This window comes from Streptococcus sp. 5346 (assembly GCF_013277455.1).
GTDB lineage: Bacteria > Bacillota > Bacilli > Lactobacillales > Streptococcaceae > Streptococcus.
In genome coordinates this window covers 172,147-196,205 of record NZ_VMMY01000009.1, presented here as the reverse complement: position 1 = coordinate 196,205, position 24,059 = coordinate 172,147, and the positions used below count along the sequence as shown (strand labels likewise).

At 38.6% G+C, this 24,059-nt stretch carries 25 protein-coding genes and 1 pseudogene; 20 read left to right on the top strand and 6 right to left on the bottom strand.

The features are described 5' to 3' along the window. The first annotated feature begins 6 nt into the window (after nucleotides 1-6). The 10 genes from HT732_RS06920 to HT732_RS06875 all read left to right on the top strand — a co-directional run bounded on the left by HT732_RS06920 (nucleotide 7) and on the right by HT732_RS06875 (nucleotide 9,112). Nucleotides 7-903, top strand: coding sequence for an aldose 1-epimerase family protein (locus tag HT732_RS06920; RefSeq protein ID WP_173254427.1), 897 nt, complete (start codon nucleotides 7-9; stop codon nucleotides 901-903). 156 nt (nucleotides 904-1,059) lie between these two features. Further along, complete coding sequence (gene lacA, locus HT732_RS06915; protein ID WP_000029277.1) at nucleotides 1,060-1,485, top strand: galactose-6-phosphate isomerase subunit LacA; 426 nt, start codon at nucleotides 1,060-1,062, stop codon at nucleotides 1,483-1,485. Between the two features lie 30 nt (nucleotides 1,486-1,515). Further along, on the top strand, nucleotides 1,516-2,031 hold the full coding sequence (gene lacB, locus HT732_RS06910) for a galactose-6-phosphate isomerase subunit LacB (protein WP_033681832.1): 516 nt from the start codon (nucleotides 1,516-1,518) through the stop codon (nucleotides 2,029-2,031). A 10-nt stretch (nucleotides 2,032-2,041) separates the two neighbouring features. Then, entirely contained in the window at nucleotides 2,042-2,971 is a 930-nt protein-coding gene (locus HT732_RS06905; protein ID WP_173254426.1) for a tagatose-6-phosphate kinase, read from the top strand. A gap of 1 nt (nucleotide 2,972) precedes the next feature. Next, complete coding sequence (lacD, locus tag HT732_RS06900) at nucleotides 2,973-3,953, top strand: tagatose-bisphosphate aldolase (protein WP_173254425.1); 981 nt, start codon at nucleotides 2,973-2,975, stop codon at nucleotides 3,951-3,953. Between the two features lie 233 nt (nucleotides 3,954-4,186). After that, nucleotides 4,187-5,023, top strand: coding sequence for a transcription antiterminator (locus HT732_RS06895; RefSeq protein WP_173254424.1), 837 nt, complete (start codon nucleotides 4,187-4,189; stop codon nucleotides 5,021-5,023). A 35-nt stretch (nucleotides 5,024-5,058) separates the two neighbouring features. Beyond that, entirely contained in the window at nucleotides 5,059-5,376 is a 318-nt protein-coding gene (locus tag HT732_RS06890; protein ID WP_001078331.1) for a PTS lactose/cellobiose transporter subunit IIA, read from the top strand. Continuing rightward, complete coding sequence (locus tag HT732_RS06885; RefSeq protein WP_120164205.1) at nucleotides 5,376-7,067, top strand: lactose-specific PTS transporter subunit EIIC; 1,692 nt, start codon at nucleotides 5,376-5,378, stop codon at nucleotides 7,065-7,067. The genes HT732_RS06890 and HT732_RS06885 overlap by 1 nt, the downstream gene beginning before the upstream one ends. A 338-nt stretch (nucleotides 7,068-7,405) precedes the next feature. After that, nucleotides 7,406-8,812, top strand: coding sequence for a 6-phospho-beta-galactosidase (lacG, locus tag HT732_RS06880; protein WP_173254423.1), 1,407 nt, complete (start codon nucleotides 7,406-7,408; stop codon nucleotides 8,810-8,812). Between the two features lie 42 nt (nucleotides 8,813-8,854). Continuing rightward, nucleotides 8,855-9,112, top strand: a complete 258-nt coding sequence (locus HT732_RS06875; protein ID WP_164226246.1) for a DUF3884 family protein — start codon at nucleotides 8,855-8,857, stop codon at nucleotides 9,110-9,112. Between the two features lie 282 nt (nucleotides 9,113-9,394). On the opposite strand, the gene HT732_RS06870 is transcribed toward HT732_RS06875, so the two are convergent. From HT732_RS06870 to nrdH, 4 genes are all read right to left on the bottom strand, one after another. Then, entirely contained in the window at nucleotides 9,395-10,156 is a 762-nt protein-coding gene (locus HT732_RS06870) for a DeoR/GlpR family DNA-binding transcription regulator (protein WP_000917603.1), read from the bottom strand. A 181-nt stretch (nucleotides 10,157-10,337) separates the two neighbouring features. Continuing rightward, on the bottom strand, nucleotides 10,338-11,300 hold the full coding sequence (gene nrdF / locus HT732_RS06865) for a class 1b ribonucleoside-diphosphate reductase subunit beta (protein WP_000451364.1): 963 nt from the start codon (nucleotides 11,298-11,300) through the stop codon (nucleotides 10,338-10,340). Between the two features lie 192 nt (nucleotides 11,301-11,492). Continuing rightward, entirely contained in the window at nucleotides 11,493-13,652 is a 2,160-nt protein-coding gene (gene nrdE / locus HT732_RS06860; RefSeq protein WP_173254422.1) for a class 1b ribonucleoside-diphosphate reductase subunit alpha, read from the bottom strand. A gap of 80 nt (nucleotides 13,653-13,732) precedes the next feature. Next, entirely contained in the window at nucleotides 13,733-13,951 is a 219-nt protein-coding gene (nrdH, locus tag HT732_RS06855) for a glutaredoxin-like protein NrdH (protein WP_000259242.1), read from the bottom strand. A 349-nt stretch (nucleotides 13,952-14,300) separates the two neighbouring features. On the opposite strand from nrdH, the gene HT732_RS06850 reads away from it, so the two are divergent. From HT732_RS06850 to HT732_RS06825, 7 genes and pseudogenes are all read left to right on the top strand, one after another. Continuing rightward, nucleotides 14,301-14,564: a phosphocarrier protein HPr gene (locus HT732_RS06850; protein WP_000146947.1), complete on the top strand. Its 264-nt coding sequence runs from the start codon at nucleotides 14,301-14,303 to the stop codon at nucleotides 14,562-14,564. Between the two features lie 5 nt (nucleotides 14,565-14,569). Then, a complete protein-coding gene (gene ptsP / locus HT732_RS06845) occupies nucleotides 14,570-16,303 on the top strand; it encodes a phosphoenolpyruvate--protein phosphotransferase (protein ID WP_173254421.1) in 1,734 nt (577 codons plus the stop codon). A 132-nt stretch (nucleotides 16,304-16,435) separates the two neighbouring features. After that, complete coding sequence (locus HT732_RS06840) at nucleotides 16,436-16,930, top strand: YkgJ family cysteine cluster protein (protein ID WP_000031476.1); 495 nt, start codon at nucleotides 16,436-16,438, stop codon at nucleotides 16,928-16,930. Between the two features lie 172 nt (nucleotides 16,931-17,102). After that, nucleotides 17,103-18,146, top strand: coding sequence for a bifunctional glycosyltransferase family 2/GtrA family protein (locus HT732_RS06835; RefSeq protein WP_173254420.1), 1,044 nt, complete (start codon nucleotides 17,103-17,105; stop codon nucleotides 18,144-18,146). After that, entirely contained in the window at nucleotides 18,143-19,054 is a 912-nt protein-coding gene (locus HT732_RS06830) for a phosphodiester glycosidase family protein (protein ID WP_173254419.1), read from the top strand. The genes HT732_RS06835 and HT732_RS06830 overlap by 4 nt, the downstream gene beginning before the upstream one ends. Continuing rightward, nucleotides 19,035-19,430, top strand: coding sequence for a hypothetical protein (locus HT732_RS10380; RefSeq protein ID WP_240155845.1), 396 nt, complete (start codon nucleotides 19,035-19,037; stop codon nucleotides 19,428-19,430). The genes HT732_RS06830 and HT732_RS10380 overlap by 20 nt, the downstream gene beginning before the upstream one ends. Nucleotides 19,431-19,543: 113 nt before the next feature. Continuing rightward, nucleotides 19,544-20,083 (top strand): annotated as a pseudogene (locus HT732_RS06825) (ClbS/DfsB family four-helix bundle protein). Between the two features lie 97 nt (nucleotides 20,084-20,180). Here HT732_RS06825 and dhaQ read toward each other — a convergent pair. Both dhaQ and dhaS read right to left on the bottom strand, forming a co-directional pair. Further along, nucleotides 20,181-21,170, bottom strand: a complete 990-nt coding sequence (gene dhaQ / locus HT732_RS06820; protein ID WP_173254418.1) for a DhaKLM operon coactivator DhaQ — start codon at nucleotides 21,168-21,170, stop codon at nucleotides 20,181-20,183. Beyond that, on the bottom strand, nucleotides 21,167-21,697 hold the full coding sequence (gene dhaS, locus HT732_RS06815; protein WP_000168606.1) for a dihydroxyacetone kinase transcriptional activator DhaS: 531 nt from the start codon (nucleotides 21,695-21,697) through the stop codon (nucleotides 21,167-21,169). The genes dhaQ and dhaS overlap by 4 nt, the downstream gene beginning before the upstream one ends. 152 nt (nucleotides 21,698-21,849) lie before the next feature. Here dhaS and dhaK point away from each other — a divergent pair, with 152 nt between their 5' ends. From dhaK to dhaM, 3 genes are read left to right on the top strand one after another with little or no spacing between them, the layout of a single operon-like run. After that, the gene (gene dhaK, locus HT732_RS06810) at nucleotides 21,850-22,839 is read left to right on the top strand and encodes a dihydroxyacetone kinase subunit DhaK (protein ID WP_173254417.1); all 990 of its coding nucleotides are present in this window, start codon (nucleotides 21,850-21,852) and stop codon (nucleotides 22,837-22,839) included. 21 nt (nucleotides 22,840-22,860) lie between these two features. Further along, complete coding sequence (gene dhaL, locus HT732_RS06805) at nucleotides 22,861-23,436, top strand: dihydroxyacetone kinase subunit DhaL (protein WP_033683568.1); 576 nt, start codon at nucleotides 22,861-22,863, stop codon at nucleotides 23,434-23,436. Next, complete coding sequence (gene dhaM / locus HT732_RS06800; protein ID WP_023942554.1) at nucleotides 23,436-23,810, top strand: dihydroxyacetone kinase phosphoryl donor subunit DhaM; 375 nt, start codon at nucleotides 23,436-23,438, stop codon at nucleotides 23,808-23,810. The genes dhaL and dhaM overlap by 1 nt, the downstream gene beginning before the upstream one ends. Nucleotides 23,811-24,059: the final 249 nt, after the last annotated feature.

Sequence of the window (24,059 nt, the reverse complement as noted above, 5' to 3'; positions counted from 1 at the left end):
AAAATAATGGTAATTGAATTAAAATCAGAACAATTAAGAGTTGAATTTAACAGTTTTGGTGGGGCTCTTTCTTCTATGAAAGATGCTGAGGGAGTTGAGTATTTGTGGCAAGGGGATGCTACTTATTGGAGTGGACAAGCTCCTGTTCTCTTCCCCATTTGTGGTTCATTGAGAGATGATACAGCCGTCTATATAGATGATAATGGACAAGAAATCCAAGGAATCATCCCTCGTCATGGTTTGGTTCGTAAGAAAGAATTTGAATTAGTTGAACAGACAGACAAGAGTGTAACTTTTGCAATTGAAGACGATGAGAATAGCTATCAAAACTATCCTTATCATTTCCGCCTAGAAATCACTTATAGCCTTACTGGCAAGACAGTACGGACTCAATACAAAATATTTAATAAAGAAACTAGCAAGGTCATGCCTTACTTTATTGGTGGACATCCAGGATTTAATTGTCCTCTACTGGATGATGAAGTCTATGAAGATTACTATTTAGAGTTTGAGAAAGAAGAGACTTGCTCTGTTCCACGTCCTTTCCCAGACACGGGTATGCTGGATTTTCATGATAGAAGTCCATGGCTAGAGGGTCAAAAAGAATTAGATCTAAGCTATGATCTTTTCAGCACAGATGCAGTGACTTTGGATGAATTGCAATCTCGAACAATTGCCCTTCGTTCTCGTAAACATGATAAGGGATTGAAAGTGCACTTTGCAGAGTTTCCAAACCTCATCATCTGGTCAACTTTGAACAAGGGGCCTTTCATTGCCTTTGAGCCATGGTCTGGCTTGTCAACATCCCTTGAAGAAGGAGATCATTTAGAAGATAAGAAGAATGTTCGTCTCTTAGAAGCCAATCAGGTTGAAGAAATAGGGTTTGAGATAGAAGTTTTATAAAAAAGTAAAAAATAAATAACAAAAACAAACACAAACTGTTGACTTTTTCAAACAATAGTAGTATATTATGTTTGTGAGGACTAATTGACTGTTTTTTAAAGACAGCCAATACACTGCTGGAATCCAGCATAGAAAAAATAAAAAGGAGTATACAATATGTCTATTGTTATCGGTGCAGATGCTGCAGGTTTGAGATTGAAAGAAGTTGTGAAAGACTTCTTAGAAAAAGAAAACTTCCACGTTGTGGATGTTACAGCTGAAGGTCAAGACTTTGTTGATGTGACTCTCGCTGTTGCTGCAGAAGTAAACAAAGAAGAACAAAACCTTGGTATCGTAATTGATGCCTATGGAGCTGGTCCATTTATGGTCGCAACAAAAATCAAAGGAATGGTTGCTGCAGAAGTATCTGACGAACGTTCAGCTTATATGACTCGTGGCCACAACAACTCACGTATGATCACTATGGGTGCACAACTTGTTGGTGATGAATTGGCTAAAAACATCGCTAAAGGATTTGTTAACGGTAAATACGATGGTGGACGTCACCAAATTCGTGTTGATATGTTGAACAAAATGTGCTAATTAGATTACAGTAAGAAAGGTAAGTTAAAAATGAGAATTGCAATTGGATGTGACCACATCGTAACAGATGAAAAAATGGCGGTTTCAGAATTTTTGAAATCAAAAGGATATGAAGTCATTGACTTTGGTACATATGACCATACACGTACTCACTACCCAATCTTTGGTAAAAAAGTAGGGGAAGCTGTAACTAGCGGTCAAGCTGATCTTGGAGTATGTATCTGTGGTACTGGTGTTGGTATCAACAACGCTGTAAATAAAGTTCCTGGTGTTCGTTCTGCCTTGGTTCGTGATATGACAACAGCCCTTTATGCTAAAGAACAATTGAACGCCAACGTTATCGGTTTTGGTGGTAAGATTACTGGTGAATTGCTCATGTGTGATATTATTGAAGCTTTCATCCATGCTGAATACAAACCATCTGAAGAAAACAAGAAATTGATTGCGAAAATTGAACACGTTGAAAGTCACAATGCACATCAAGCTGACGCAAACTTCTTCACGGAATTCCTTGAAAAATGGGATCGCGGAGAATACCACGACTAAGAGGTAACCTATGATTTTAACAGTCACAATGAACCCATCCATTGATATTTCCTATCCCTTGGATGAGTTGAAGATTGATACTGTCAATCGTGTGGTGGATGTAACCAAAACGGCTGGTGGTAAGGGACTCAATGTTACCCGCGTACTTTCAGAATTTGGGGATTCTGTTCTTGCTACTGGTTTAGTGGGTGGCAAACTTGGTGAGTTTTTGGTTGAACATATCGATGATCAAGTAAAGAAAGATTTCTTCTCAATTCAGGGAGAAACTCGGAACTGTATTGCTATTCTCCACGGTGACAACCAAACAGAAGTTCTTGAAAAAGGTCCTGAAGTATTGGAACAGGAAGAAAAAGGCTTTTTGGATCATTTCAAAAAACTCTTGGACTCAGTTGAAGTAGTAGCTATCTCAGGTAGTCTGCCAGCTGGCGTTCCAGTTGATTACTATGCGAGCTTGGTAGAACTTGCTAATCAAGCTGGCAAGTCTGTTGTCTTGGACTGCTCTGGTGCAGCACTTCAAGCGGTTCTTGAATCACCACATAAACCAACAGTCATCAAACCAAATAATGAGGAATTGTCTCAGCTTCTTGGAAGAGAAGTTTCTGAGGATTTGGATGAATTAAAAGAAGTCCTTCAAGAACCTTTGTTTGCAGGTATTGAATGGATTATCGTTTCACTTGGTGCTAACGGTGCTTTTGCCAAACATGGTAACACTTTCTACAAGGTAGATATTCCTAGAATTCAGGTAGTAAATCCTGTTGGATCTGGAGACTCTACTGTGGCAGGAATTTCTTCAGGACTTCTTCACAAAGAATCGGATGCAGAATTACTCATCAAGGCAAATGTCCTTGGTATGCTCAATGCTCAAGAAAAAATGACTGGTCATGTCAACATGGCCAACTATCAAGCTCTATATGATCAATTAATAGTAAAAGAGGTATAAAATGGCTTTAACAGAACAAAAACGTGCACGCTTAGAAAAACTTTCTGATGAAAATGGTATCATCTCAGCTCTTGCATTTGACCAACGTGGTGCGTTGAAACGCCTCATGGCTCAACACCAAACAGAAGAACCAACTGTAGCTCAAATGGAAGAACTTAAAGTTTTGGTAGCAGATGAATTGACTAAATACGCTTCATCTATGCTTCTTGACCCTGAATATGGACTTCCAGCGACTAAAGCTCTTGATGAAAAAGCTGGTCTTCTCCTTGCTTATGAAAAAACAGGTTATGACACAACAAGTACAAAACGTTTGCCAGACTGCTTGGATGTTTGGTCTGCAAAACGTATTAAAGAAGAAGGTGCAGATGCAGTTAAATTCTTGCTTTACTATGACGTAGATAGCTCAGACGAACTCAACCAAGAAAAACAAGCTTATATCGAACGTATCGGTTCTGAATGTGTGGCTGAAGATATCCCATTCTTCCTTGAAATCCTTGCTTACGATGAAAACATTGCTGATGCAGGTTCTGTAGAATACGCTAAAGTAAAACCACACAAAGTTATCGGTGCTATGAAAGTCTTCTCAGACCCACGCTTTAACATTGATGTCTTGAAAGTTGAAGTTCCTGTTAACATTAAATATGTTGAAGGCTTCGCTGAAGGTGAAGTAGTTTATACACGTGAAGAAGCAGCAGCCTTCTTCAAAGCACAAGATGAAGCAACTAACTTGCCATACATCTATTTGAGTGCTGGTGTATCAGCTAAACTCTTCCAAGATACTCTTGTATTTGCCCATGAATCAGGTGCAAACTTTAACGGAGTTCTTTGTGGCCGTGCAACATGGGCTGGATCAGTTGAAGCTTACATCAAAGATGGTGAAGCAGCAGCTCGCGAATGGCTTCGCACAACTGGATTTGAAAATATTGACGAACTCAACAAAGTTCTTCAAACAACAGCGACTTCATGGAAAGAACGCGTGTAAGAAAGTCCTCCTAGGTTAGGAACATGAATCTAAAAATTTTTAAAAAAAGTTGTATGTAAAGGTTTACAAAATAACTTACTTGTGCTATACTTAAATCACAAGTTAATACAAGGTGAGTGTTACTAAGTAATATTAGGCATGATCACAGGTGAATTAGAAATCGGCTGATTTTCTAGTTCATTTGTGGTCATTTTTTATACTCATATACCTTTAAAATATAAAAGGAGGTTGACATGTATCGAATTCTAAATCCAATGAATCACAATGTCTCGCTTGTCAGAAATGATAAGGGAGAAGAAGTGATTGTGATTGGTAAGGGGATTGCATTTGGAAAGAAGAAGGGAGATTTGATTGCTGAAAATCAGGTTGAGAAAATCTTTCGGATGAAGACCGAAGAGTCCAGAGAAAACTTTATGGCTCTCCTCAAAGATGTTCCGCTTGATTTTATCACAGTGACTTATGAAATCATTGATAAGCTATCAAAGAAATATCACTATCCGATTCAAGAGTATCTCTATGTAACCTTGACAGATCATATTTACTGTTCTTATCAAGCTCTAGCACAAGGAAGGTACAAGGATAGCAATCTGCCAGATATTTCCGCCAAGTATCCTGTCGCTTTTCAAATCGCAAATGAAGCATTTGGAATTTATCGTCAAAAACTGACAGATAATTTTCCTGAGGACGAAATTATTCGGATTGCTTATCATTTCATCAATGCCGAAGGTGAAAATGAAGTGGAACTTGTGGAGTCGATTGATAAGAGGAAAGAAATTCTCAGGAATGTTGAAGAAGTTTTAAAGGACTATGCAATTCAACGAACCAAAGAGAATACCCATTTCTATGATCGATTTATGATCCATTTGAATTATTTCTTGGATTATTTAGACAGATCTAGAGATGATAACCAATCACTTCTTGATATGGAAGACCATATCAAGCAATCCTATCCAAAAGCGTTCGAGATTGGCTCCAAGATCTATGATGTGATTACGCAACATACAGGTCTTGATTTGTATAAAAGTGAACGAGTTTATCTAGTTCTACATATCCAACGTTTATTGTCATAAAAATTTAATTAAAACTATATAAGGAGAATTCTATCATGAATAGAGAAGAAGTAACATTGTTAGGTTTTGAAATCGTAGCCTATGCTGGCGACGCTCGTTCAAAACTATTGGAAGCCTTGAAGGCTGCTGAAGCTGGTGATTTTGAAAAAGCGGACGCTCTGGTAGAGGAAGCTGGCAGCTGTATCGCTGAGGCTCACCACGCGCAAACAAGTCTATTGACTAAGGAAGCTTCTGGTGAGGATTTAGCCTATAGTGTGACCATGATGCATGGCCAAGACCACTTGATGACAACTATCTTGTTAAAAGATTTGATGCACCACTTAATCGAACTCTATAAGAGAGGAGTTAAATAATGAATAAACTAATTGCATTTATTGAGAAAGGAAAACCTTTCTTTGAGAAACTATCTCGTAATATCTATCTTCGTGCTATTCGTGATGGTTTCATTGCAGGTATGCCTGTTATTCTCTTCTCAAGTATTTTTATCTTGATTGCCTTTGTACCAAACTCATGGGGCTTTAAATGGTCTGATGAAGTTGTAGCTTTTCTGATGAAACCTTATAGCTATTCAATGGGGATTTTGGCTTTGTTGGTAGCTGGTACAACAGCTAAGTCATTGACCGACTCAGTCAACCGTAGCATGGAGAAAACCAATCAAATCAACTATATGTCAACATTGTTGGCAGCAATTGTTGGTTTGTTGATGTTGGCAGCTGATCCTATCGAAAATGGCCTAGCTACTGGATTCTTGGGGACAAAAGGTTTGCTTTCAGCCTTCCTTGCTGCCTTTGTTACCGTAGCAATCTATAAGGTTTGTGTTAAGAATAACGTCACTATTCGTATGCCTGACGAAGTTCCACCTAATATCTCACAAGTCTTTAAAGATGTGATTCCATTCACTCTCTCAGTGGTTTCACTTTATGCTCTTGATTTGCTAGCTCGTCATTTTGTTGGTTCTAGTGTGGCAGAATCAATCGGTAAATTCTTTGCTCCATTATTCTCTGCAGCTGATGGCTATCTAGGTATTACCATTATCTTTGGTGCCTTTGCCTTCTTCTGGTTTGTTGGGATTCATGGTCCATCTATCGTTGAACCAGCTATCGCAGCTATTACCTATGCAAATGCCGAAGTCAATTTGAACCTTCTCCAACAAGGTATGCACGCTGACAAGATTCTTACTTCTGGTACACAAATGTTTATCGTTACCATGGGTGGTACAGGTGCGACACTAGTTGTTCCATTCATGTTCATGTGGTTAACAAAATCTAAACGTAACCGTGCAATCGGACGTGCTTCAGTAGTTCCAACTTTCTTTGGTGTAAATGAACCAATCTTGTTTGGTGCACCGCTTGTATTGAACCCGATTTTCTTCATTCCATTTATTTTTGCTCCTATCGCAAACGTTTGGATCTTTAAATTCTTCATTGAAACTCTTGGAATGAATTCATTTACTGCTAATCTACCATGGACAACTCCAGCTCCACTAGGTCTAGTTCTTGGAACTAACTTCCAAGTTCTATCATTCATTCTTGCTGCCCTTCTAATCGTGGTTGACGTAGTCATTTACTATCCATTCCTTAAAGTCTATGATGAACAAATTCTTGAAGAAGAGCGTTCAGGTAAATCTAATGATGAATTGAAAGAAAAAGTTGCTGCAAACTTCAACACTGCAAAAGCAGATGCTATTCTTGAAAAAGCAGGTGTAGAAGCAGCTCAAAATACCATCACTGAAGAAACAAATGTCCTCGTTCTCTGTGCAGGTGGAGGGACAAGTGGTCTCCTTGCAAATGCTTTGAACAAGGCAGCAGCAGAGTACAATGTTCCTGTGAAAGCAGCAGCAGGTGGCTATGGTGCTCACCGTGAAATGTTGCCAGAGTTTGATCTAGTTATTCTTGCCCCTCAAGTTGCTTCAAACTTTGAAGACATGAAAGCAGAAACCGATAAACTCGGTATTAAACTTGCCAAGACAGAAGGCGCTCAATACATCAAATTAACCCGTGATGGAAAAGGTGCTCTTGCATTCGTACAAGCTCAATTCGATTAACTATAGGGACTGTGAAACAGTCTCCTCTCGTTACGGAAATCGCTATGGCGAATTTCCTAATCGCCTTGTTAATTCGTCGGTAAAAAGATATCGTTTTTACCTCCTCATGTCACAATTCGATTAAGGCTAGGAACTGTGAAATAGTCTCCTCTCGTTACGGAAATCACTATGGCGAATTTCCTAATCGCCTTGTTAATTCGTCGGTAAAAAGATATCGTTTTTACCTCCTCATGTCACAATTTGGTGACTCGGTACAAGAAGTGAGATGGAGAAGGATGGCTCACTGACTCCTCTCCTCTCACTTTTACTTTATTTAAATCAAGAAATAGGTGAAAAGTATGACAAAAACATTACCAAAAGACTTTATTTTCGGTGGCGCAACAGCTGCCTATCAAGCAGAAGGTGCTACGCATACTGATGGAAAAGGACCAGTTGCTTGGGATAAATATCTTGAAGATAACTACTGGTACACTGCAGAACCAGCCAGTGATTTTTACAATCGATACCCAGTTGACCTTAAGCTAGCAGAAGAGTATGGTGTCAATGGTATCCGTATTTCAATCGCTTGGTCACGTATCTTTCCAACTGGTTATGGGAAGGTTAATGACAAGGGGGTTGAGTTCTATCATAATCTATTTGCAGAGTGCCACAAACGTCATGTTGAGCCCTTTGTAACTCTTCATCACTTTGATACGCCAGAAGCTCTACATTCAAATGGAGACTTCTTAAACCGTGAAAATATTGAACACTTTGTAGACTACGCAGCTTTCTGTTTTGAAGAATTTCCAGAAGTAAACTATTGGACAACCTTTAATGAAATTGGGCCAATCGGTGATGGTCAATACTTGGTTGGGAAATTCCCTCCAGGTATTCAGTACGACCTTGCCAAAGTTTTCCAATCGCACCACAATATGATGGTTTCTCATGCACGCGCTGTGAAACTATATAAAGATAAAGGCTATAAAGGTGAAATTGGTGTTGTTCACGCTCTGCCAACCAAGTATCCTTTGGATCCTAAAAATCCAGCAGATGTTCGTGCAGCTGAGTTGGAAGATATTATTCACAATAAATTTATCTTGGATGCAACTTATCTAGGTCGCTATTCAGCTGAAACCATGGAAGGTGTCAACCATATTTTATCAGCCAATGGTGGAAAGCTTGACTTGCGTGACGAAGATTTCGAAGTATTAGAAGCCGCAAAAGACTTGAATGACTTCCTAGGAATCAACTACTATATGAGTGACTGGATGGAAGCCTTTGATGGAGAGACTGAAATCATCCATAACGGTAAGGGTGAAAAAGGAAGCTCTAAGTACCAAATCAAAGGTGTTGGTCGTCGTGTAGCTCCGGATTATGTGCCACGTACGGACTGGGATTGGATTATCTACCCTCAAGGTTTGTATGACCAAATCATGCGCGTGAAGAAAGATTATCCCAACTACAAGAAGATTTACATCACTGAAAATGGTCTTGGATATAAAGATGAGTTTGTAGACAATACTGTTTATGATGATGGCCGTATTGATTACGTGAAACAACACTTGGAAGTCTTATCTGATGCGATTGCAGATGGAGCGAATGTAAAAGGTTACTTCATCTGGTCATTGATGGACGTCTTCTCATGGTCAAACGGTTATGAAAAACGTTACGGTCTCTTCTATGTAGACTTTGAAACGCAAGAACGTTATCCGAAGAAATCAGCTCACTGGTACAAGAAAGTAGCGGAAACTCAAGTGATTGAGTAGTAGAATGAGTCATTAGATATAGAATTTTAGTGAGGCAAAAAGATGTTCAAAGATTTTATCCAATCTATTTATGAAAAAGTTTATATTATCAATTTCGAAAAATGCTCTCAAATACCGTGTTTGACGAATGAAGAATTAAAAAGTCTTGGAAAATGGTATGTCTCGACCGGTAAAGAATGGATTTGTCATTCAGATTATGAGCTGGAAGAATTTAAAAATATCTTTTTAAATTTTATCAATCCTGAAGAATGGGATACTATCTCCTTTGATTCAGATTTTATGCCGTTTCAACAATCGTAACCAATTTCCAAAAAAGTTAAATCTTATATCTAGTACTCTGCAAAACTCTTATCTAATCACGTTGCTTATACTCAATGAAAATCAAAGAGCAACTTTAAACTAGAAAGCAAGTCGCAGATTTCTCAATGCATAGCTTTGAGGTTGCAGATAAAGCAATTGGGCAAAAGTCTTTAACGCAGAAAAACGCATAATATCAGGTGTTGAAAAACCTTGATACTATGCGTTTTATTGTGGGAAGATTTACTTCTGAAATTGAGTTGTTACCCAGAATCTTTCAGTTTATTAAGGCTTGATGACTTTAGTAAGTTTAGATAGCTCAAAAAGGATTGAATCACTTAGTTTAGAATCTGAAACAATAGTATCAAGATTTGATACATTATAAAAAGTATAAAAATCAAACTTATTGAACTTACTATGATCTGCGAGTAAATATTTTTTATTAGAATTATTTAAAGCGATGCGTTGAGCCTCTCCCTCTTCCTCGCTAAAAGTAGCTAGAGCTCCGTTTTGAATACCATTACAGCTAACGAAAGCTTTAGAAAATTGGAGATTAGAGAGATTTTGTAGGGTCAATGTGCCAACAAAAGCACCTGTAATATCGCGATAATTTCCACCTATCAAAATCAAATCTGTTAATTTTCGTTCGCTTAAAATCAGAAAAACAGGTAGACTGTTGGTCACGACGCGGATATTGTCAATAGGCAACTCACGTGCAAAAAATTCTAATGTTGTTCCTGGTCCAATAAAAATAGTTTCTCTTTCTTCTACTAGACTGCCTGCAAAACGGGCTATTTCTTGTTTTTCTGCCGTTTGGAGGGCTTGTTTTTCAATATTTGATCGCTCATTAGTCAAAAGGGAGTTGGTTCGAAGTTTTTCAGCTCCACCGTGCACACGAATCAGCAAATCTTTATCAGCTAATTCCTGTAAATAGCGCCTTGCAGTCATATCTGAAACGGCTATTTCGTCCATAATCTGCTTAACCGTTATGGTTCCTTTACTATTTACTATCTCTAAAATTTTGGTTAATTTTTCTTGTTTGAGCATACTATCACCTCGTTTCCTACTACTATCTTACCATAAACTGGCTCATCATTCAAATACAAAAACAACAAAATAAAACAAAAACAAAAATATCGAAGTTTGTTTTCAAAACTTTCGATATTTTTGTTGGGTTATAACTTTGTTGTTTCTAGTTTACTTTTTGATGGTTAAGAGTGGTGGAGTATTAGTCCAAACCGTAGTTGTAGTCATCATCTTGCATGGCTTCAACTTCACCAAGGAGGTAACCATTTCCGACTTGAGAGAAGAAGTCGTGGTTGGAAGTTCCTGTTGAAATACCGTTCATAACGATTGGATTGACATCATCTGCTGAGTCTGGGAAAAGAGGATCTTGCCCTAGATTCATGAGAGCCTTGTTAGCATTGTAGCGAAGGAAGGTTTTGACTTCTTCCGTCCAACCAACACCGTCATAGAGGCTTTCTGTGTAGCCTTCTTCATTTTCATAAAGAGTATAGAGCAGGTCGTACATCCATTCTTTGAGTTTTTCTTGCTCTTCTTCAGGCAATTCATTGAAACCGAGTTGGAATTTATAACCAATGTAGGTTCCGTGAACAGACTCATCACGAATAATTAATTTGATGATTTCCGCAACGTTGGCTAGTTTGTTGTTACCAAGATAGTAGAGGGGAGTGAAGAAACCAGAGTAGAAGAGGAAGGTTTCAAGGAAGACACTGGCAACTTTCTTTTCAAGTGGGCTACCGTTTAGGTAGATTTCGTTGACAATCTCAGCCTTCTTTTGCAGATAAGGATTGGTATTGGTCCATTCGAAAATTTCTTCAATCTCAGCCTTAGTATTTAAGGTAGAAAAGATTGAAGAGTAAGATTTAGCATGGACAGATTCCATAAATTGGATGTTATTGAAAACAGCTTCTTCATGTGGTGTACGGATGTCTGCGCGAAGGGCTTGAACCCCCGTTTCAGATTGCATGGTATCAAGAAGGGTTAAACCACCAAAAACTTTTCCGACCAAATCTTTCTCTTTGTTAGATAGTTTTCTCCAGTCATCCAAGTCATTTGACAAGGGAATACGTGTATCGAGCCAGAATTGCTCCGTCAACTTTTCCCAAGTTGATTTGTCGATGACATCTTCGATGGCATTCCAGTTAATGGCTTTGTAGTAAGTTTCCATTTGAAATCTCTTTCTGTATTTAGTATTGTGATTTCACAATTACCTCTATTTTATCATAAATCTAGAGGAGTATCGTACAAAAAGTCGGAAGACCGACTTTTTGTTTTTCCATAGTATAGATGCTTATTCCTGTTTAGTTTAGCAGGGTGAATAAAGACTAATCTGAGAAGATGTAGTTTCCTCAAGCAAAGATTAAATCACACAGCTTTCACATTGGTTGGCACCGACTTCTCCACCATCATCTGTAAAGGTACGGACGTAGTAGATAGACTTGATACCCTTGTTAAAGGCATAGTTACGAAGGATAGACAAGTCACGTGTCGTTTGTTTATTTTCCTTCTTCCATTCGTAAAGACCTTTTGGAATGTCACTACGCATAAAGAGGGTGAGTGAAAGTCCTTGGTCCACGTGCTCAGTTGCAGCAGCATAGACATCAATCACTTTACGCATATCCATGTCGTAGGCAGAAGTGTAGTAAGGAATGGTTTCTGTTGACAAGCCAGCAGCAGGATAGTAGATTTTACCGATTTTCTTTTCTTGACGTTCTTCGATACGTTGTGTAATCGGGTGGATAGAAGCAGAAACGTCATTGATGTAACTGATCGAACCATTTGGAGCTACAGCAAGACGGTTTTGGTGGTAAAGACCATCTGCTTGAATCTTGTCGCGAAGTTCAGCCCAATCAGCAGCACTAGGAATAAAGACATCTTTGAAAAGTTCTTTAACACGGTCTGATTTTGGAACAAACTCGCCAGTCACATACTTGTCAAAGTAGCTTCCCTTAGCATAGTCTGATTTTTCAAAGTTGTGGAAGGTGATACCACGTTCACGCGCAATATTGTTTGACTCAACTAAAGTCCAGTAGTTCATAAGCATAAAGTAGATGCTAGTAAACTCAACAGACTCAGGCGATCCATATTCAATCAATTGTTGGGCAAGGTAGCTGTGAAGTCCCATGGCACCAAGACCAAAGGTATGAGCTTGGCTATTTCCGTGGTCGATGGTAGGAACAGCTACGATGTGTGAACTATCTGTAACGAAAGTAAGGGCACGAACCATAGCACGGATAGAACGACCAAAATCAGGTGAAGTCATCATGTTGACCACGTTGGTTGAACCAAGGTTACATGAAACGTCCGTTCCCATTTGAAGGAATTCTTGAGCATCGTTGATCAAGCTTGGTTCTTGAACTTGAAGAATCTCAGAACACAAGTTACTCATGATAATTTTACCATCAACAGGGTTTGCACGGTTAGCCGTATCAATGTTGACGACATAAGGATAGCCAGACTCTTGTTGCAATTTAGAGATTTCAGTTTCCAAATCACGCGCCTTGATTTTTGTCTTGCGAATATTTGGATTTGCGACCAATTCATCGTATTTTTCAGTGATGTCAATGTAGTTGAATGGCACACCGTATTCTTTTTCTACAGAGTAAGGGCTGAAGAGGTACATTTCTTCATTTTTACGAGCCAATTCGTAGAATTTATCTGGCACCACAACACCAAGTGAAAGGGTCTTAACACGAACTTTTTCATCGGCGTTTTCTTTCTTAGTTGAAAGGAAGGCGATAATATCTGGGTGGAAGACGTTGAGGTAGACAACACCAGCACCTTGACGTTGACCCAATTGGTTTGAGTAAGAGAAACTGTCTTCGAAGAGTTTCATAACTGGCACAACCCCAGAGGCTGCTCCTTCATACCCTTTAATAGGAGCTCCAGCTTCACGAAGGTTGCTGAGGGTAATTCCCACACCACCACCGATACGTGAAAGTTGAAGTGCTGAGTTGATAGAACGTCCGATAGAGTTCATATCATCAGTTACTTGGATTAGGAAGCAAGATACTAACTCCCCACGGCGAGCACGACCTGCGTTCAAAAAGGAAGGAGTAGCTGGTTGGTAGCGTTGGTGGATGATTTCATTGGCAATATCGATTGCAACAGCTTCATCACCATCAGCGAAATAAAGGGCGTTAAAGAAGACACGGTCTTCCATACTTTCAAGGTAATATTCACCGTCGTTAGTTTTCAAAGCATATTGATTGTAAAACTTATAAGCTGCCATGAATGACTTGAATTGGAAGTTTTGGTCTTTGATAAATTGAGCCAATTCTTCCAAGAACTCTGGACGGTATTTCTTGATAAAGGCTGTTTCGATGTAGTTGTGTTCAATGAGGTAGTTGATTTTATCCTTGATTGAATCAAAAACCATAGTGTTTGGAACGACATTTTCTTTAAAGAAGGCATCCAAGGCTTCCTTATCTTTATGAAGCATGATTTGTCCATTGACAGGACGGTTGATTTCGTTATTGAGACGGAAGTAAGTCACGTCTTCAAGATGTTTTAATCCCATAAAATTTCCCTTATCTAATTACAAAAGAAAGGCCTCTAAGTTGGCCCTAGAAGCAGTCTCTTCTGGATGATGTACTAAGATTATGCTAATTGTTTCAGTTTTCCTGGTTGGAAACCTGAAAAGACTTCAGTTGGTGTTTGAATAATAGGAGCTGCGCTAAAACCGAGTTCTTTGACTTGATCGATGTACTCAGGCTGCTCATCAAGATTGATTTCTTTATATTCAACGTTATTACTGTCCAAGAAACGCTTGGTCATTTTACATTGGACACAATTGTTTTTAGAATAAACGGTTACCATTGTGTAACTCCTCTTTAAAATTTAATTCTATCCTAGTATATCAGAAAATAAAATTTTGTCAATGATTTGAACTAAATATAGTGGTCTATTTTTCTAGTCAAGCTCACAAAACACAATATATAGTGTTTGTTTTATAAAACAGCAATGATTATCCTATAAATCGTTTTTAAAGAAACTATATCCTGTGTTTTGTTATCTAGGATAGAAGATTTTCAGCAAGTTATCTGAAAGGAAATTGAAGGAAAATCCAGAAAATGCTTGAAAAAAATCCTAGAAGATGGTATAATACCAAATTGTAAGGGTTATCACATATAACTCAAAAAAGAAAGAACAAAAGGAGAGTCAAACTATGGCTTCTAAAGATTTCCACGTAGTGGCAGAAACAGGTATTCACGCACGTCCAGCAACATTGTTGGTACAAACTGCTAGCAAATTTGCTTCAGATATCACTCTTGAGTACAAAGGTAAATCAGTTAACCTTAAATCAATTATGGGTGTTATGAGTCTTGGTGTTGGCCAAGGTGCTGACGTAACTATCTCAGCTGAAGGTGCAGATGCAGATGACGCTATCGCTGCAATCTCAGAAACAATGGAAAAAGAAGGATTGGCATAAGGGAAATGACAGAAATGCTTAAAGGAATCGCAGCATCTGACGGTGTTGCAGTTGCAAAAGCATATCTACTCGTTCAACCGGATTTGTCATTCGAGACTATTTCAGTCGAAGATACAAACGCAGAAGAGGCTCGTTTGGATGTTGCTCTTGAAGCTTCTCAAAACGAGCTTTCTCTTATCCGCGAGAAAGCTGTAGGTACGCTTGGTGAAGAAGCGGCTCAAGTTTTTGACGCTCATTTGATGGTTCTTTCTGACCCAGAATTGATTGGTCAGATTAAAGAAACAATTCGTGCTAAGAAAGTCAACGCAGAAGCAGGTCTTAAAGAAGTGACTGACATGTTCATCACTATCTTTGAAGGTATGGAAGACAACCCATACATGCAAGAACGTGCAGCGGATATCCGCGACGTGACAAAACGTGTCTTGGCAAATCTTCTTGGTAAGAAATTGCCAAACCCAGCTTCTATCAATGAAGAAGTAATTGTGATTGCGCATGACTTGACACCATCTGATACAGCTCAATTGGACAAAAACTTTGTAAAAGCTTTTGTAACAAACATTGGTGGACGTACAAGCCACTCAGCTATCATGGCACGTACACTTGAAATTGCAGCTGTATTGGGAACAAATAACATCACTGAAATCGTCAAAGACGGTGATATCCTTGCCGTTAACGGAATTACTGGTGAAGTGATTATCAACCCAACAGATGAACAAGCGGCAGAATTTAAAGCAGCTGGTGAAGCTTATGCTAAACAAAAAGCTGAATGGGCACTTTTGAAAGATGCTCAAACAGTGACTGCTGACGGTAAACACTTCGAGTTGGCAGCTAACATCGGTACTCCAAAAGACGTTGAAGGTGTTAACAACAACGGTGCAGAAGCTGTTGGACTTTACCGTACAGAATTCTTGTACATGGATTCTCAAGACTTCCCAACTGAAGATGAGCAGTATGAAGCATACAAGGCTGTTCTTGAGGGAATGAATGGTAAACCAGTCGTTGTTCGTACAATGGATATCGGTGGAGATAAGGAACTTCCTTACTTCGATATGCCACATGAAATGAACCCATTCCTTGGATTCCGCGCCCTTCGTATCTCTATTTCTGAAACTGGAGATGCAATGTTCCGTACACAGATCCGTGCCCTTCTTCGTGCTTCTATTCATGGTCAATTGCGTATCATGTTCCCAATGGTTGCCCTTTTGAAAGAATTTCGTGCAGCTAAAGCAGTTTATGAAGAAGAAAAATCAAACCTTCTTGCTGAAGGAGTTGCAGTGGCGGATGATATCCAAGTTGGTATCATGATTGAAATCCCTGCAGCAGCGATGCTTGCAGACCAATTTGCTAAAGAAGTAGACTTCTTCTCAATTGGTACAAACGACTTGATCCAATATACAATGGCAGCAGACCGTATGAATGAGCAAGTTTCATACCTTTACCAACCATATAACCCATCAATCCTTCGCTTGATCAACAACGTTATCAAGGCAGCTCACGCTGAAGGTAAATGGGCTGGTATGTGTGGTGAGATGGCTGGTGACCAAAAAGCTGTTCCACTTCTTGTCGGAATGGGCTTGGATGAGTTCTCTATGTCAGCAACATCTGTCCTTCGTACACGTAGCTTGATGAAGAAATTGGATACTGCTAAGATGGAAGAGTACGCTAACCGTGCCCTTACAGAGTGTTCAACAATGGAAGAAGTTCTTGAACTTCAAAAAGAATACGTTAATTTCGATTAATGTCATTAACCTTGTAACCTAGTTGCAAGGTTTTTTGACGCATTTTGGGAAAGTATAGTCTAATAAACTCCACTTTTCAATGAGTCAGAGGCATGATATAATAGGGTAAACAAATAGAATAAGAGAGAAACCATGTCTAAAGAAATTGATATTGAGTATTACCATCAGCTAGCCTTGCAAAAGCAGAAGGAGCATCGAAAAGTTTTAGCCAATCTAAAGAAAAAACCTCCTAAAAACCTAGACAAGATTGCCCAGCAGATTCACCAAGAAGTCTTTGCGGAGATTGATTGTACTGCATGTGCTAACTGTTGTAAGACTTTGGGGCCTGACTTTAAAGAAGCGGATATTACACGAATCGCCAAGTATTTTAAAATGAAATTACCTGCTTTTGAAGCAGAGTTTTTGCAAGTAGATGAAGATGGGGACAAGGTTTTTAAATCCATGCCTTGCCCATTTTTAGGAGGAGATAATCTCTGTTCTATCTATGATGTTCGTCCAAAGGCCTGTCGTGAATTTCCCCATACGGACCGTAAAAAGATCCATCAAATCAACCATCTGACGATTAAGAATACCTTGACCTGTCCAGCGGCCTATCTCTTTGTGGAGAAATTAAAGGATAAGTTGTAGAGATTTATTATAAAGATACTGTTCTAACTCTGTAGAAATCATTTCTATGGAGTTTTCTCTTTATGGTCTATTTTTGAGAAATCATCAATTTATTTTTATAAAAAAGCAGTTATAAGGATTTTTTAAGCAAGTGAACGTATACTTATACAAACAAAAAGAAAGAGGTACAGCTATGAATTATCTAGTTATTCCAGCTTATCAACCTGATTTTAATCTACTAACACTGATTGAAAAAATTCACAAGAAGGGTGATTTTTCTATCATTGTGATTGATGATGGTAGTTCTCCTGAATGTAAAGAAATATTTGCTCAGGCTGAAAACTATGGGACTGTACTTCGTCATCAGGTCAATCAAGGTAAGGGGCAGGCTTTGAAAACAGCTTTTGATTACATTCAATCCCTCAAGATGCCTGGAACGATCGTTACAGCAGATGCGGATGGTCAGCACAAGATTTGGGACATACTACGCACTAGTAACAAGGCCAACGAAAATCCTAGCACTTTGGTTCTTGGTGTTCGTGCTTTTACTGGCAAGGTTCCCTTGCGTAGTCGCTTTGGAAATAGCTTGACACGTATCTTATTTAAAATCCAAACAGGCGTAGCAGTTTCAGACACACAGACAGGACTTCGTGCTTTCACGACAGACTTGATTCCTTTTATGATGGAAGTGGAAGGACAACGCTATGAGTATGAAATGAACATGATATTGGAAGCCAGCAAGCAATATCCGATTTTGGAAGTTCCTATTGAAACAGTCTATATAAACGACAATCAAGCTTCTCACTTCCGACCTATTCGAGATGGTTTAATGATTTACAAAAACATTTTGAAATTCGCTCTTTCATCATTTAGTAGTTTTATCGTAGATTATCTAGTTTATGTTTTTTCTATTCTTTTCTTGAGCTTTATTCCATCAGGTTTACACCTCCTCCTATCAAATGGGCTGGCTCGTGTGACCAGCTCTATCTTCAACTTTTCGACTAATAAAAAATTGGTATTTAAAAATAAAGCAAGTAATTTAAAAACAGGTGCAGGTTATTTAACCTTGTCTGTTGTTCTCTTTTTCTTAGATACTCTCCTAATTAGCCTTTTTAATACAGGTTTCGGAATCAATTTATTCATGGCTAAAATTTTTGTAGGAATGCTTCTCTTTGTGGTATCTTGGACTGTTCAAACACGATTTATTTTCAAAGAAAGGACTTGTTATCCAGTATGAAATTTTTTAAGAAAGCTTATCTATACGCCTCGGTCTTTGGCTTACTTCTGACAAGTTCCTTTACCTATTCGATGTTAAAGACATTTGTACTAGCGGAGACTATTTCCACTGTATCTAATACTAACTCGACATTTAACACATCAGTAGCAAGTCAGGCAGTCCAAAATGCCCAAGTGACAGCTACTAGCTATTCGGATGGAAATATCAGTGTCAATCTAACTGAAAAGACGGTGAATGATACGCAAATCTATGTGGCGGATGTGACTCTGAGCTCTGCAGATTATCTGAAAACAGCCCTAGCTCAAAATTCTTATGGAACTAACGTCACAGCTAAAACCTCCGTGACAGCAGCTGAAAACAATGCTATTTTAGCTGTCAATGGCGACTACTATGGAGCTAATAGCTCAGGTTATGTTATCCGTAATGGTGTTGTCTATCGGGATAGCGTCCGTGAAGACGCCAGTAATGGTGACCTTGCCATTTACAAGGATGGCTCTTTTAAAATCATTTACGAGAACCAAATCTCAGCTGACCAGTTAGTTCAAGATGGTGTAGTTAATCTACTGGCATTTGGTCCGTCTCTAGTTGAAAATGGTGAGATTTCTGTCGGTATCAATACAGAAGTTGGTCAGGCTATGGCTTCAAATCCTCGTACAGCTATTGGAATTATTGATGAAAACCACTATATCATTGTTGTTTCAGATGGTCGTACCTCAGAGAGCAAGGGCTTGTCTCTTTACCAGATGGCAGAAGTGATGAAATCTTACGGAGTAAAGACGGCCTACAACCTAGATGGTGGAGGTTCTTCAACTCTCTACTTTAATGGTCAGGTAATCAATAAACCGACTACAGGTGGAAGCAAAATATCAGAAAGGGCGGTGAGTGATATTGTCTACATCGGTTACTAAAAATAAAAACAAACGCCTCCAAAAGACGCTAGTCGGCTATAGCATTCTTACTATTTTCTTTTTAGTATTTAGCCGTATCTACGAGTCTTTCAGTTTTGGGGAAACCTCCCTTCATATGCACTATCTTTTTGTAGTCCCCCTAGTAGGGGGCGTCATTCTGGTATTACTGTTGAAAATCATCCCAAACTTAGGGCGAATCAGTCTAAACTTATGGAACTCGTCAGTAGCTGTTCTAACAACCGGTATGCTTTTTCGCGGAATCGTCAATCTATCAGGCCGTTCAACGACCCTAGATCAACCCTACTGGTATGTTGGTATAGCTTTTGCTATCTTAGCTATAGTATCACTTTTCTTTCAGAAGAAAAACAGTAAGTAATTAGCTTAAAAATGAAAAAACTGGTTGTTGAGAGAAACAGCCAGTTTTATTATGTGTGGTATAATGAAGTAAGAAAACACCTCAACCTACTTGAAAATGAAGGGAGTACTCCTGTGCCTAGACCGAAAACAAAAGAGGAGCTAATGCTGGCCTCTAAGGAAAGCTATGAAAAGCTCAATCGTTTCATCTCCCAACTAAGTGAAGATGAGCTACAGACTTCATTTGATTTTTCAAGAGACTCAAAGAAAAAAGAAGCACACTGGAAAAGGGATAAGAATCTACGGGATGTCTTGATTCATCTTTATGAATGGCATCAGTTACTTTTGACTTGGGTACATTCTAATTAAAAAGGTCACGAAAGACCTTTTCTTCCTGAACCTTATCATTGGAAAACTTATGGAGAAATGAATGTTGCTTTTTGAAAGAAGCACCAGAAAACGACATTAGAAGAAGCAACTAGACTTTTGGCGCAATCACATAGAGAGGTTTTAGAGTTGATAGAAGGCTTTAGCAATGACCAACTCTTTACTAAAGGTGTCTATAAGTGGACGGGAGGGACAAGTCTAGGTTCCTACTTTGTCAGTAGCACCTCCAGTCACTATGATTGGGCTCTGAAAAAACTCAAGGCCCATCGGAAGAATTGTAAAGGATAGATGGACTATTTGAAATAGAAAGAATGAGTTCTTTTAAACGTAATATAAAAGCAAAGGGCTATCAAGTGATGTAGCCCTTTTGAGTTATACAAGCAAATTACCATGCAAAAGCTGTCGTTGGAGCATTGAGCGCTTCTAACCACTGTTTATTTTTTACGGGGCAAAGAGTTACGGATATACCTGCCATATCTAGGCTGGTCATAAATGTTCCTGATTTTATAAAGGTAATAGTGATTCCTTCAATTTCTAAGAGTTGAAGGAAATCATTGATAAATATGCCCATTTCTAAGTTGCTGGTAGTGCCTAGATTATTTACAAGTAATATAAATTGATCACCCTTTTTCCAATGATAGTGCAATCTTAATTTACTTATAATTTCATTTGCCAGGATTTCCGATGATTGGAATGGGACGATACGATAGCCTTCTTCGCCATGTATCCCAATACCATAAGAAATATTTCCTTCTTCTAAGTTAAATAGTGGACGGGTGGCTTGGGGGAGACTAGCCGATTTCGTTGCAAAGCCAATTGTTGCGATTTCAGGAGCAAGCTGATGACCTAAATCAGTTAGTTGCTCTATGTCGGCACCATTTTGAGCTGCAAATCCTAGGATTTTATGAAGTAAGATTGTCCCTGCAAGCCCTCTTCCTCTAATTTGAAATCTATTGTGAGGTTCAATGGAAATATCGTCGTGTGCTAGACTATAGCCGACTTTAATTCCTTCTTGTCTAGCAGTATTGATGGCAGAGCTAAATTCTTTGATGTCTGCTTCGAAATTTTTTACAATGATGAAGACACCGTGACCATTGTTTAAAAAACGAATGGACTCTAAGATTTCAGTTCTTGTAGGAGGAGTAAATAATTGGCCATAGATAGCAGCGGTAAGCATTCCTTCTCCCACATATCCAATATGCGCAGGTTCGTGACCTGAACCTCCACCCGCCAATATTGGAACCTGATAAGGATTGCGATTTTTTTGATAGACTAGTGGTAAATCAGGGTGTTTTTCTAATTCAGGATGACTGCTGACAGTTGCCGAAATGTAACTTGAAATAATTTTCTGTTTATGATTTGAAATAAATGTCATTGTGGTCTCTTTCCAATAATTGTCATGATTAGAAAGTCTGGTTGTGGAACTGGACTTTTTTTATTGACGTAAGCCTTCACGATTTCTGCTAGAGCATGTGAATGATAGTCTAACAAAAAACAAGTATAAGCAGATGAATCGATATCAATCTGACCGTATTCTCTTAAAATTTTTGATACAAGCAAGCGACAGTAACTGATAAAGTGGTCATAGAAGTTATTTTGCCCTTGAATATCAAAAAGTTGAATATAAAAGTCACGCTCTTGTTCGAAATAAAAAAATAATTCTTGTAATAGTTTTTGGCCTGAAATGAAGTCCAAGTTATTGGTGATATACTCGGTTAAGTCATTTTCAAATATCCAGTCTAGCAGTTCATATTTGTCAAGAAAGTGATTATAAAAGGTCTGTCTACGAATGCCAGCTGATTCCATGATATCTACAATAGAGATTTTATCAAATTCTCTAGTAGCTAATAGGTCTCTAAATGCCTTGGCAATTCGTTTTTTTGTAATGAGTGATGATGCCATAGGAAACCTTTCTTTTACTTACTTCATTTTACCAAAAAATGTTTTAAACGGGTTTAAAAGGGGACAAATAATAGAATCTGTCCCTTATCAGCCAGCAATAAAAAATATATAATGAAAACGAAAACAAAGGTACATGCCGAAAGGAGTTTCTCATGAAAAAAATTATAAATGAACCGACACAAGTTGTTGATGAAATGTTGCAGGGATTGTCATTCATGCATGATGACTTGGTAGAACGCTTAGATGGTTTTGATGTCATCGTTAGAAAGGCAGAAAAGACAGGAAAAGTTGGACTCATTTCAGGTGGAGGTTCAGGACATGAACCAAGTCATGCTGGATTTGTAGGAGATGGAATGTTGTCTGCTGCCATTTGTGGAGCAGTCTTCACTTCACCTACTCCGGACCAAATATTAGAAGCCATTAAGGCGGCTGATGAAGGTGCTGGAGTTTTCATGGTTATCAAGAACTATTCTGGAGACATCATGAACTTTGAAATTGCACAAGAACTTGCTGAAATGGAAGGTATTGATGTAGCAAGCGTTGTGGTTGATGATGATATTGCTGTTGAAAATAGTCTCTATACCCAAGGGCGTCGAGGTGTTGCAGGTACTATTTTAGTCCATAAAATTTTGGGTGATGCAGCTCGTTCTGGTAAATCATTATCTGAAATGAAGGACTTGGCCGACAAACTTGTCTTAGAAATTAAAACAATTGGGTTGGCCTTGTCTGGAGCAACCGTTCCTGAAGTTGGTAAACCAGGATTTGTTCTAGAAGATGATGAATTTGAATATGGAGTTGGTATTCACGGTGAGCCTGGATATAAAAAAGAGAAAATGCAACCTTCAGCACAATTGGCTTCAGAATTGGTTGAAAAATTATCTGAAGGTTTCCAACTTAAAGCTGGTGAACGCTATGGCCTTCTCATCAATGGTTTAGGAAGCACACCACTTATGGAGCAATACGTATTTGCAAATGATGTGGCTAAATTGCTCCATGAAAAAGGTGTTGACTTGGCATTTAAGAAAATTGGAAACTATATGACTTCAATCGATATGGCTGGCTTATCATTAACATTGATTCGATTGGCAGATGATGAGTGGTTGAATGCTCTAAATGCACCTGTTACTACACCAGCTTGGTAAAATTCAAGGAGGAAATGTTGTATGAATGCTGAACAAGCTCTTGAATGGATGAAGCTTTTTAATGAAAAGATTCAAGAACAGAAAGATTATCTTAGTGAGCTAGACACTCCTATAGGAGATGGAGACCACGGTGGAAACATGGCGCGTGGAATGGCTGCAGTTATGGAAAATTTAGAAGGAAAGCAATTTGAAACCAGCAGTGATGTGTTTAAACTTGTCTCAATGCAACTACTAAGTAAGGTAGGAGGTGCTTCTGGTCCCTTGTATGGCTCTGCTTTTATGGGAATGTCCAAGGCTGATTCTCATTCAAAATTAGAAGAAATCTTACAAAGTGGTCTGGATATGATTGTCAAACGTGGAAAAGCAGAAGTTGGAGAGAAGACAATGGTTGATGTTTGGACTCCTGTTATTGCTGCCTTGTCTGCTGGTCAATTGACTCATGAGCTTATTGATAAGCTAGTGAATGCTACCAAAGATTTACTTGCAACTAAAGGAAGGGCATCTTATGTAGGAGAACGTTCTCTTGGACATATTGATCCTGGGTCATTCTCATCAGGATTACTCTTTACTGCTCTTTTAGAAACTGGGGTGGTTTAATGGGAAGTATTGGTCTTGTTATCGTTTCACATTCCAAACACATTGCACAAGGTGTCGTTGAACTGATTAGTGAAGTAGCTAAAGATGTTCCGATTACTTATGTAGGAGGAACCGAAGATGGAGGAATTGGAACGAGTTTTGATCAAGTAGATAGGGTTGTTTCCGAAAATCCAGCAGATACTTTATTAGCTTTTTTTGACCTAGGTTCTGCTAAAATGAACTTAGAAATGGTGGCTGATTTCAGTGATAAAAGTATCATGATCAATAGGGTTCCAATTGTAGAAGGTGCCTATACTGCAGCTGCTCTTCTTCAGGCCGGTGCAGAACTGTCAGTTATTCAAACACAGTTGTCGGAGCTTGAAATCAATAAATAAGGAATTTTACTATAACTCTTTTTATAGATGGGCTATTGATTATCTCAACTATCAAATTTTAAGTAAATAATTTCAAAATCAGAAAGGGATTGCTTTATGCAGTTCCTTTTTAATGTAAAAGGAGTGGAATCATAGCGTTTCTAAATTGTTAATACTCTTCGAAAATCAAATTCAAACCACGTCAACGTCGCCTTGCCGTACTCAAGTACAGCCTGCGGCTAGTTTCCTAGTTTGCTCTTTGATTTTCAT

Excerpts from the sequence above, each read along its gene's own strand:
- HT732_RS06850 (WP_000146947.1), top strand. The coding sequence starts at position 14,301 with ATGGCTTCTAAAGATTTCCACGTAGTGGCAGAAACAGGTATTCACGCA.
- nrdH (WP_000259242.1), bottom strand. The coding sequence starts at position 13,951 with ATGGTAACCGTTTATTCTAAAAACAATTGTGTCCAATGTAAAATGACC.
- lacD (WP_173254425.1), top strand. The coding sequence starts at position 2,973 with ATGGCTTTAACAGAACAAAAACGTGCACGCTTAGAAAAACTTTCTGAT.
- lacA (WP_000029277.1), top strand. The coding sequence starts at position 1,060 with ATGTCTATTGTTATCGGTGCAGATGCTGCAGGTTTGAGATTGAAAGAA.
- nrdE (WP_173254422.1), bottom strand. The coding sequence starts at position 13,652 with ATGGGATTAAAACATCTTGAAGACGTGACTTACTTCCGTCTCAATAAC.
- dhaL (WP_033683568.1), top strand. The coding sequence starts at position 22,861 with ATGAATGCTGAACAAGCTCTTGAATGGATGAAGCTTTTTAATGAAAAG.
- HT732_RS06875 (WP_164226246.1), top strand. The coding sequence starts at position 8,855 with ATGTTCAAAGATTTTATCCAATCTATTTATGAAAAAGTTTATATTATC.
- HT732_RS06895 (WP_173254424.1), top strand. The coding sequence starts at position 4,187 with ATGTATCGAATTCTAAATCCAATGAATCACAATGTCTCGCTTGTCAGA.
- HT732_RS06905 (WP_173254426.1), top strand. The coding sequence starts at position 2,042 with ATGATTTTAACAGTCACAATGAACCCATCCATTGATATTTCCTATCCC.
- HT732_RS06885 (WP_120164205.1), top strand. The coding sequence starts at position 5,376 with ATGAATAAACTAATTGCATTTATTGAGAAAGGAAAACCTTTCTTTGAG.
- dhaQ (WP_173254418.1), bottom strand. The coding sequence starts at position 21,170 with ATGACATTTATTTCAAATCATAAACAGAAAATTATTTCAAGTTACATT.
- nrdF (WP_000451364.1), bottom strand. The coding sequence starts at position 11,300 with ATGGAAACTTACTACAAAGCCATTAACTGGAATGCCATCGAAGATGTC.
- HT732_RS06890 (WP_001078331.1), top strand. The coding sequence starts at position 5,059 with ATGAATAGAGAAGAAGTAACATTGTTAGGTTTTGAAATCGTAGCCTAT.
- HT732_RS06920 (WP_173254427.1), top strand. The coding sequence starts at position 7 with ATGGTAATTGAATTAAAATCAGAACAATTAAGAGTTGAATTTAACAGT.
- HT732_RS06835 (WP_173254420.1), top strand. The coding sequence starts at position 17,103 with ATGAATTATCTAGTTATTCCAGCTTATCAACCTGATTTTAATCTACTA.
- ptsP (WP_173254421.1), top strand. The coding sequence starts at position 14,570 with ATGACAGAAATGCTTAAAGGAATCGCAGCATCTGACGGTGTTGCAGTT.
- HT732_RS06830 (WP_173254419.1), top strand. The coding sequence starts at position 18,143 with ATGAAATTTTTTAAGAAAGCTTATCTATACGCCTCGGTCTTTGGCTTA.
- HT732_RS06870 (WP_000917603.1), bottom strand. The coding sequence starts at position 10,156 with ATGCTCAAACAAGAAAAATTAACCAAAATTTTAGAGATAGTAAATAGT.
- lacB (WP_033681832.1), top strand. The coding sequence starts at position 1,516 with ATGAGAATTGCAATTGGATGTGACCACATCGTAACAGATGAAAAAATG.
- lacG (WP_173254423.1), top strand. The coding sequence starts at position 7,406 with ATGACAAAAACATTACCAAAAGACTTTATTTTCGGTGGCGCAACAGCT.
- dhaS (WP_000168606.1), bottom strand. The coding sequence starts at position 21,697 with ATGGCATCATCACTCATTACAAAAAAACGAATTGCCAAGGCATTTAGA.
- dhaK (WP_173254417.1), top strand. The coding sequence starts at position 21,850 with ATGAAAAAAATTATAAATGAACCGACACAAGTTGTTGATGAAATGTTG.
- HT732_RS06840 (WP_000031476.1), top strand. The coding sequence starts at position 16,436 with ATGTCTAAAGAAATTGATATTGAGTATTACCATCAGCTAGCCTTGCAA.
- dhaM (WP_023942554.1), top strand. The coding sequence starts at position 23,436 with ATGGGAAGTATTGGTCTTGTTATCGTTTCACATTCCAAACACATTGCA.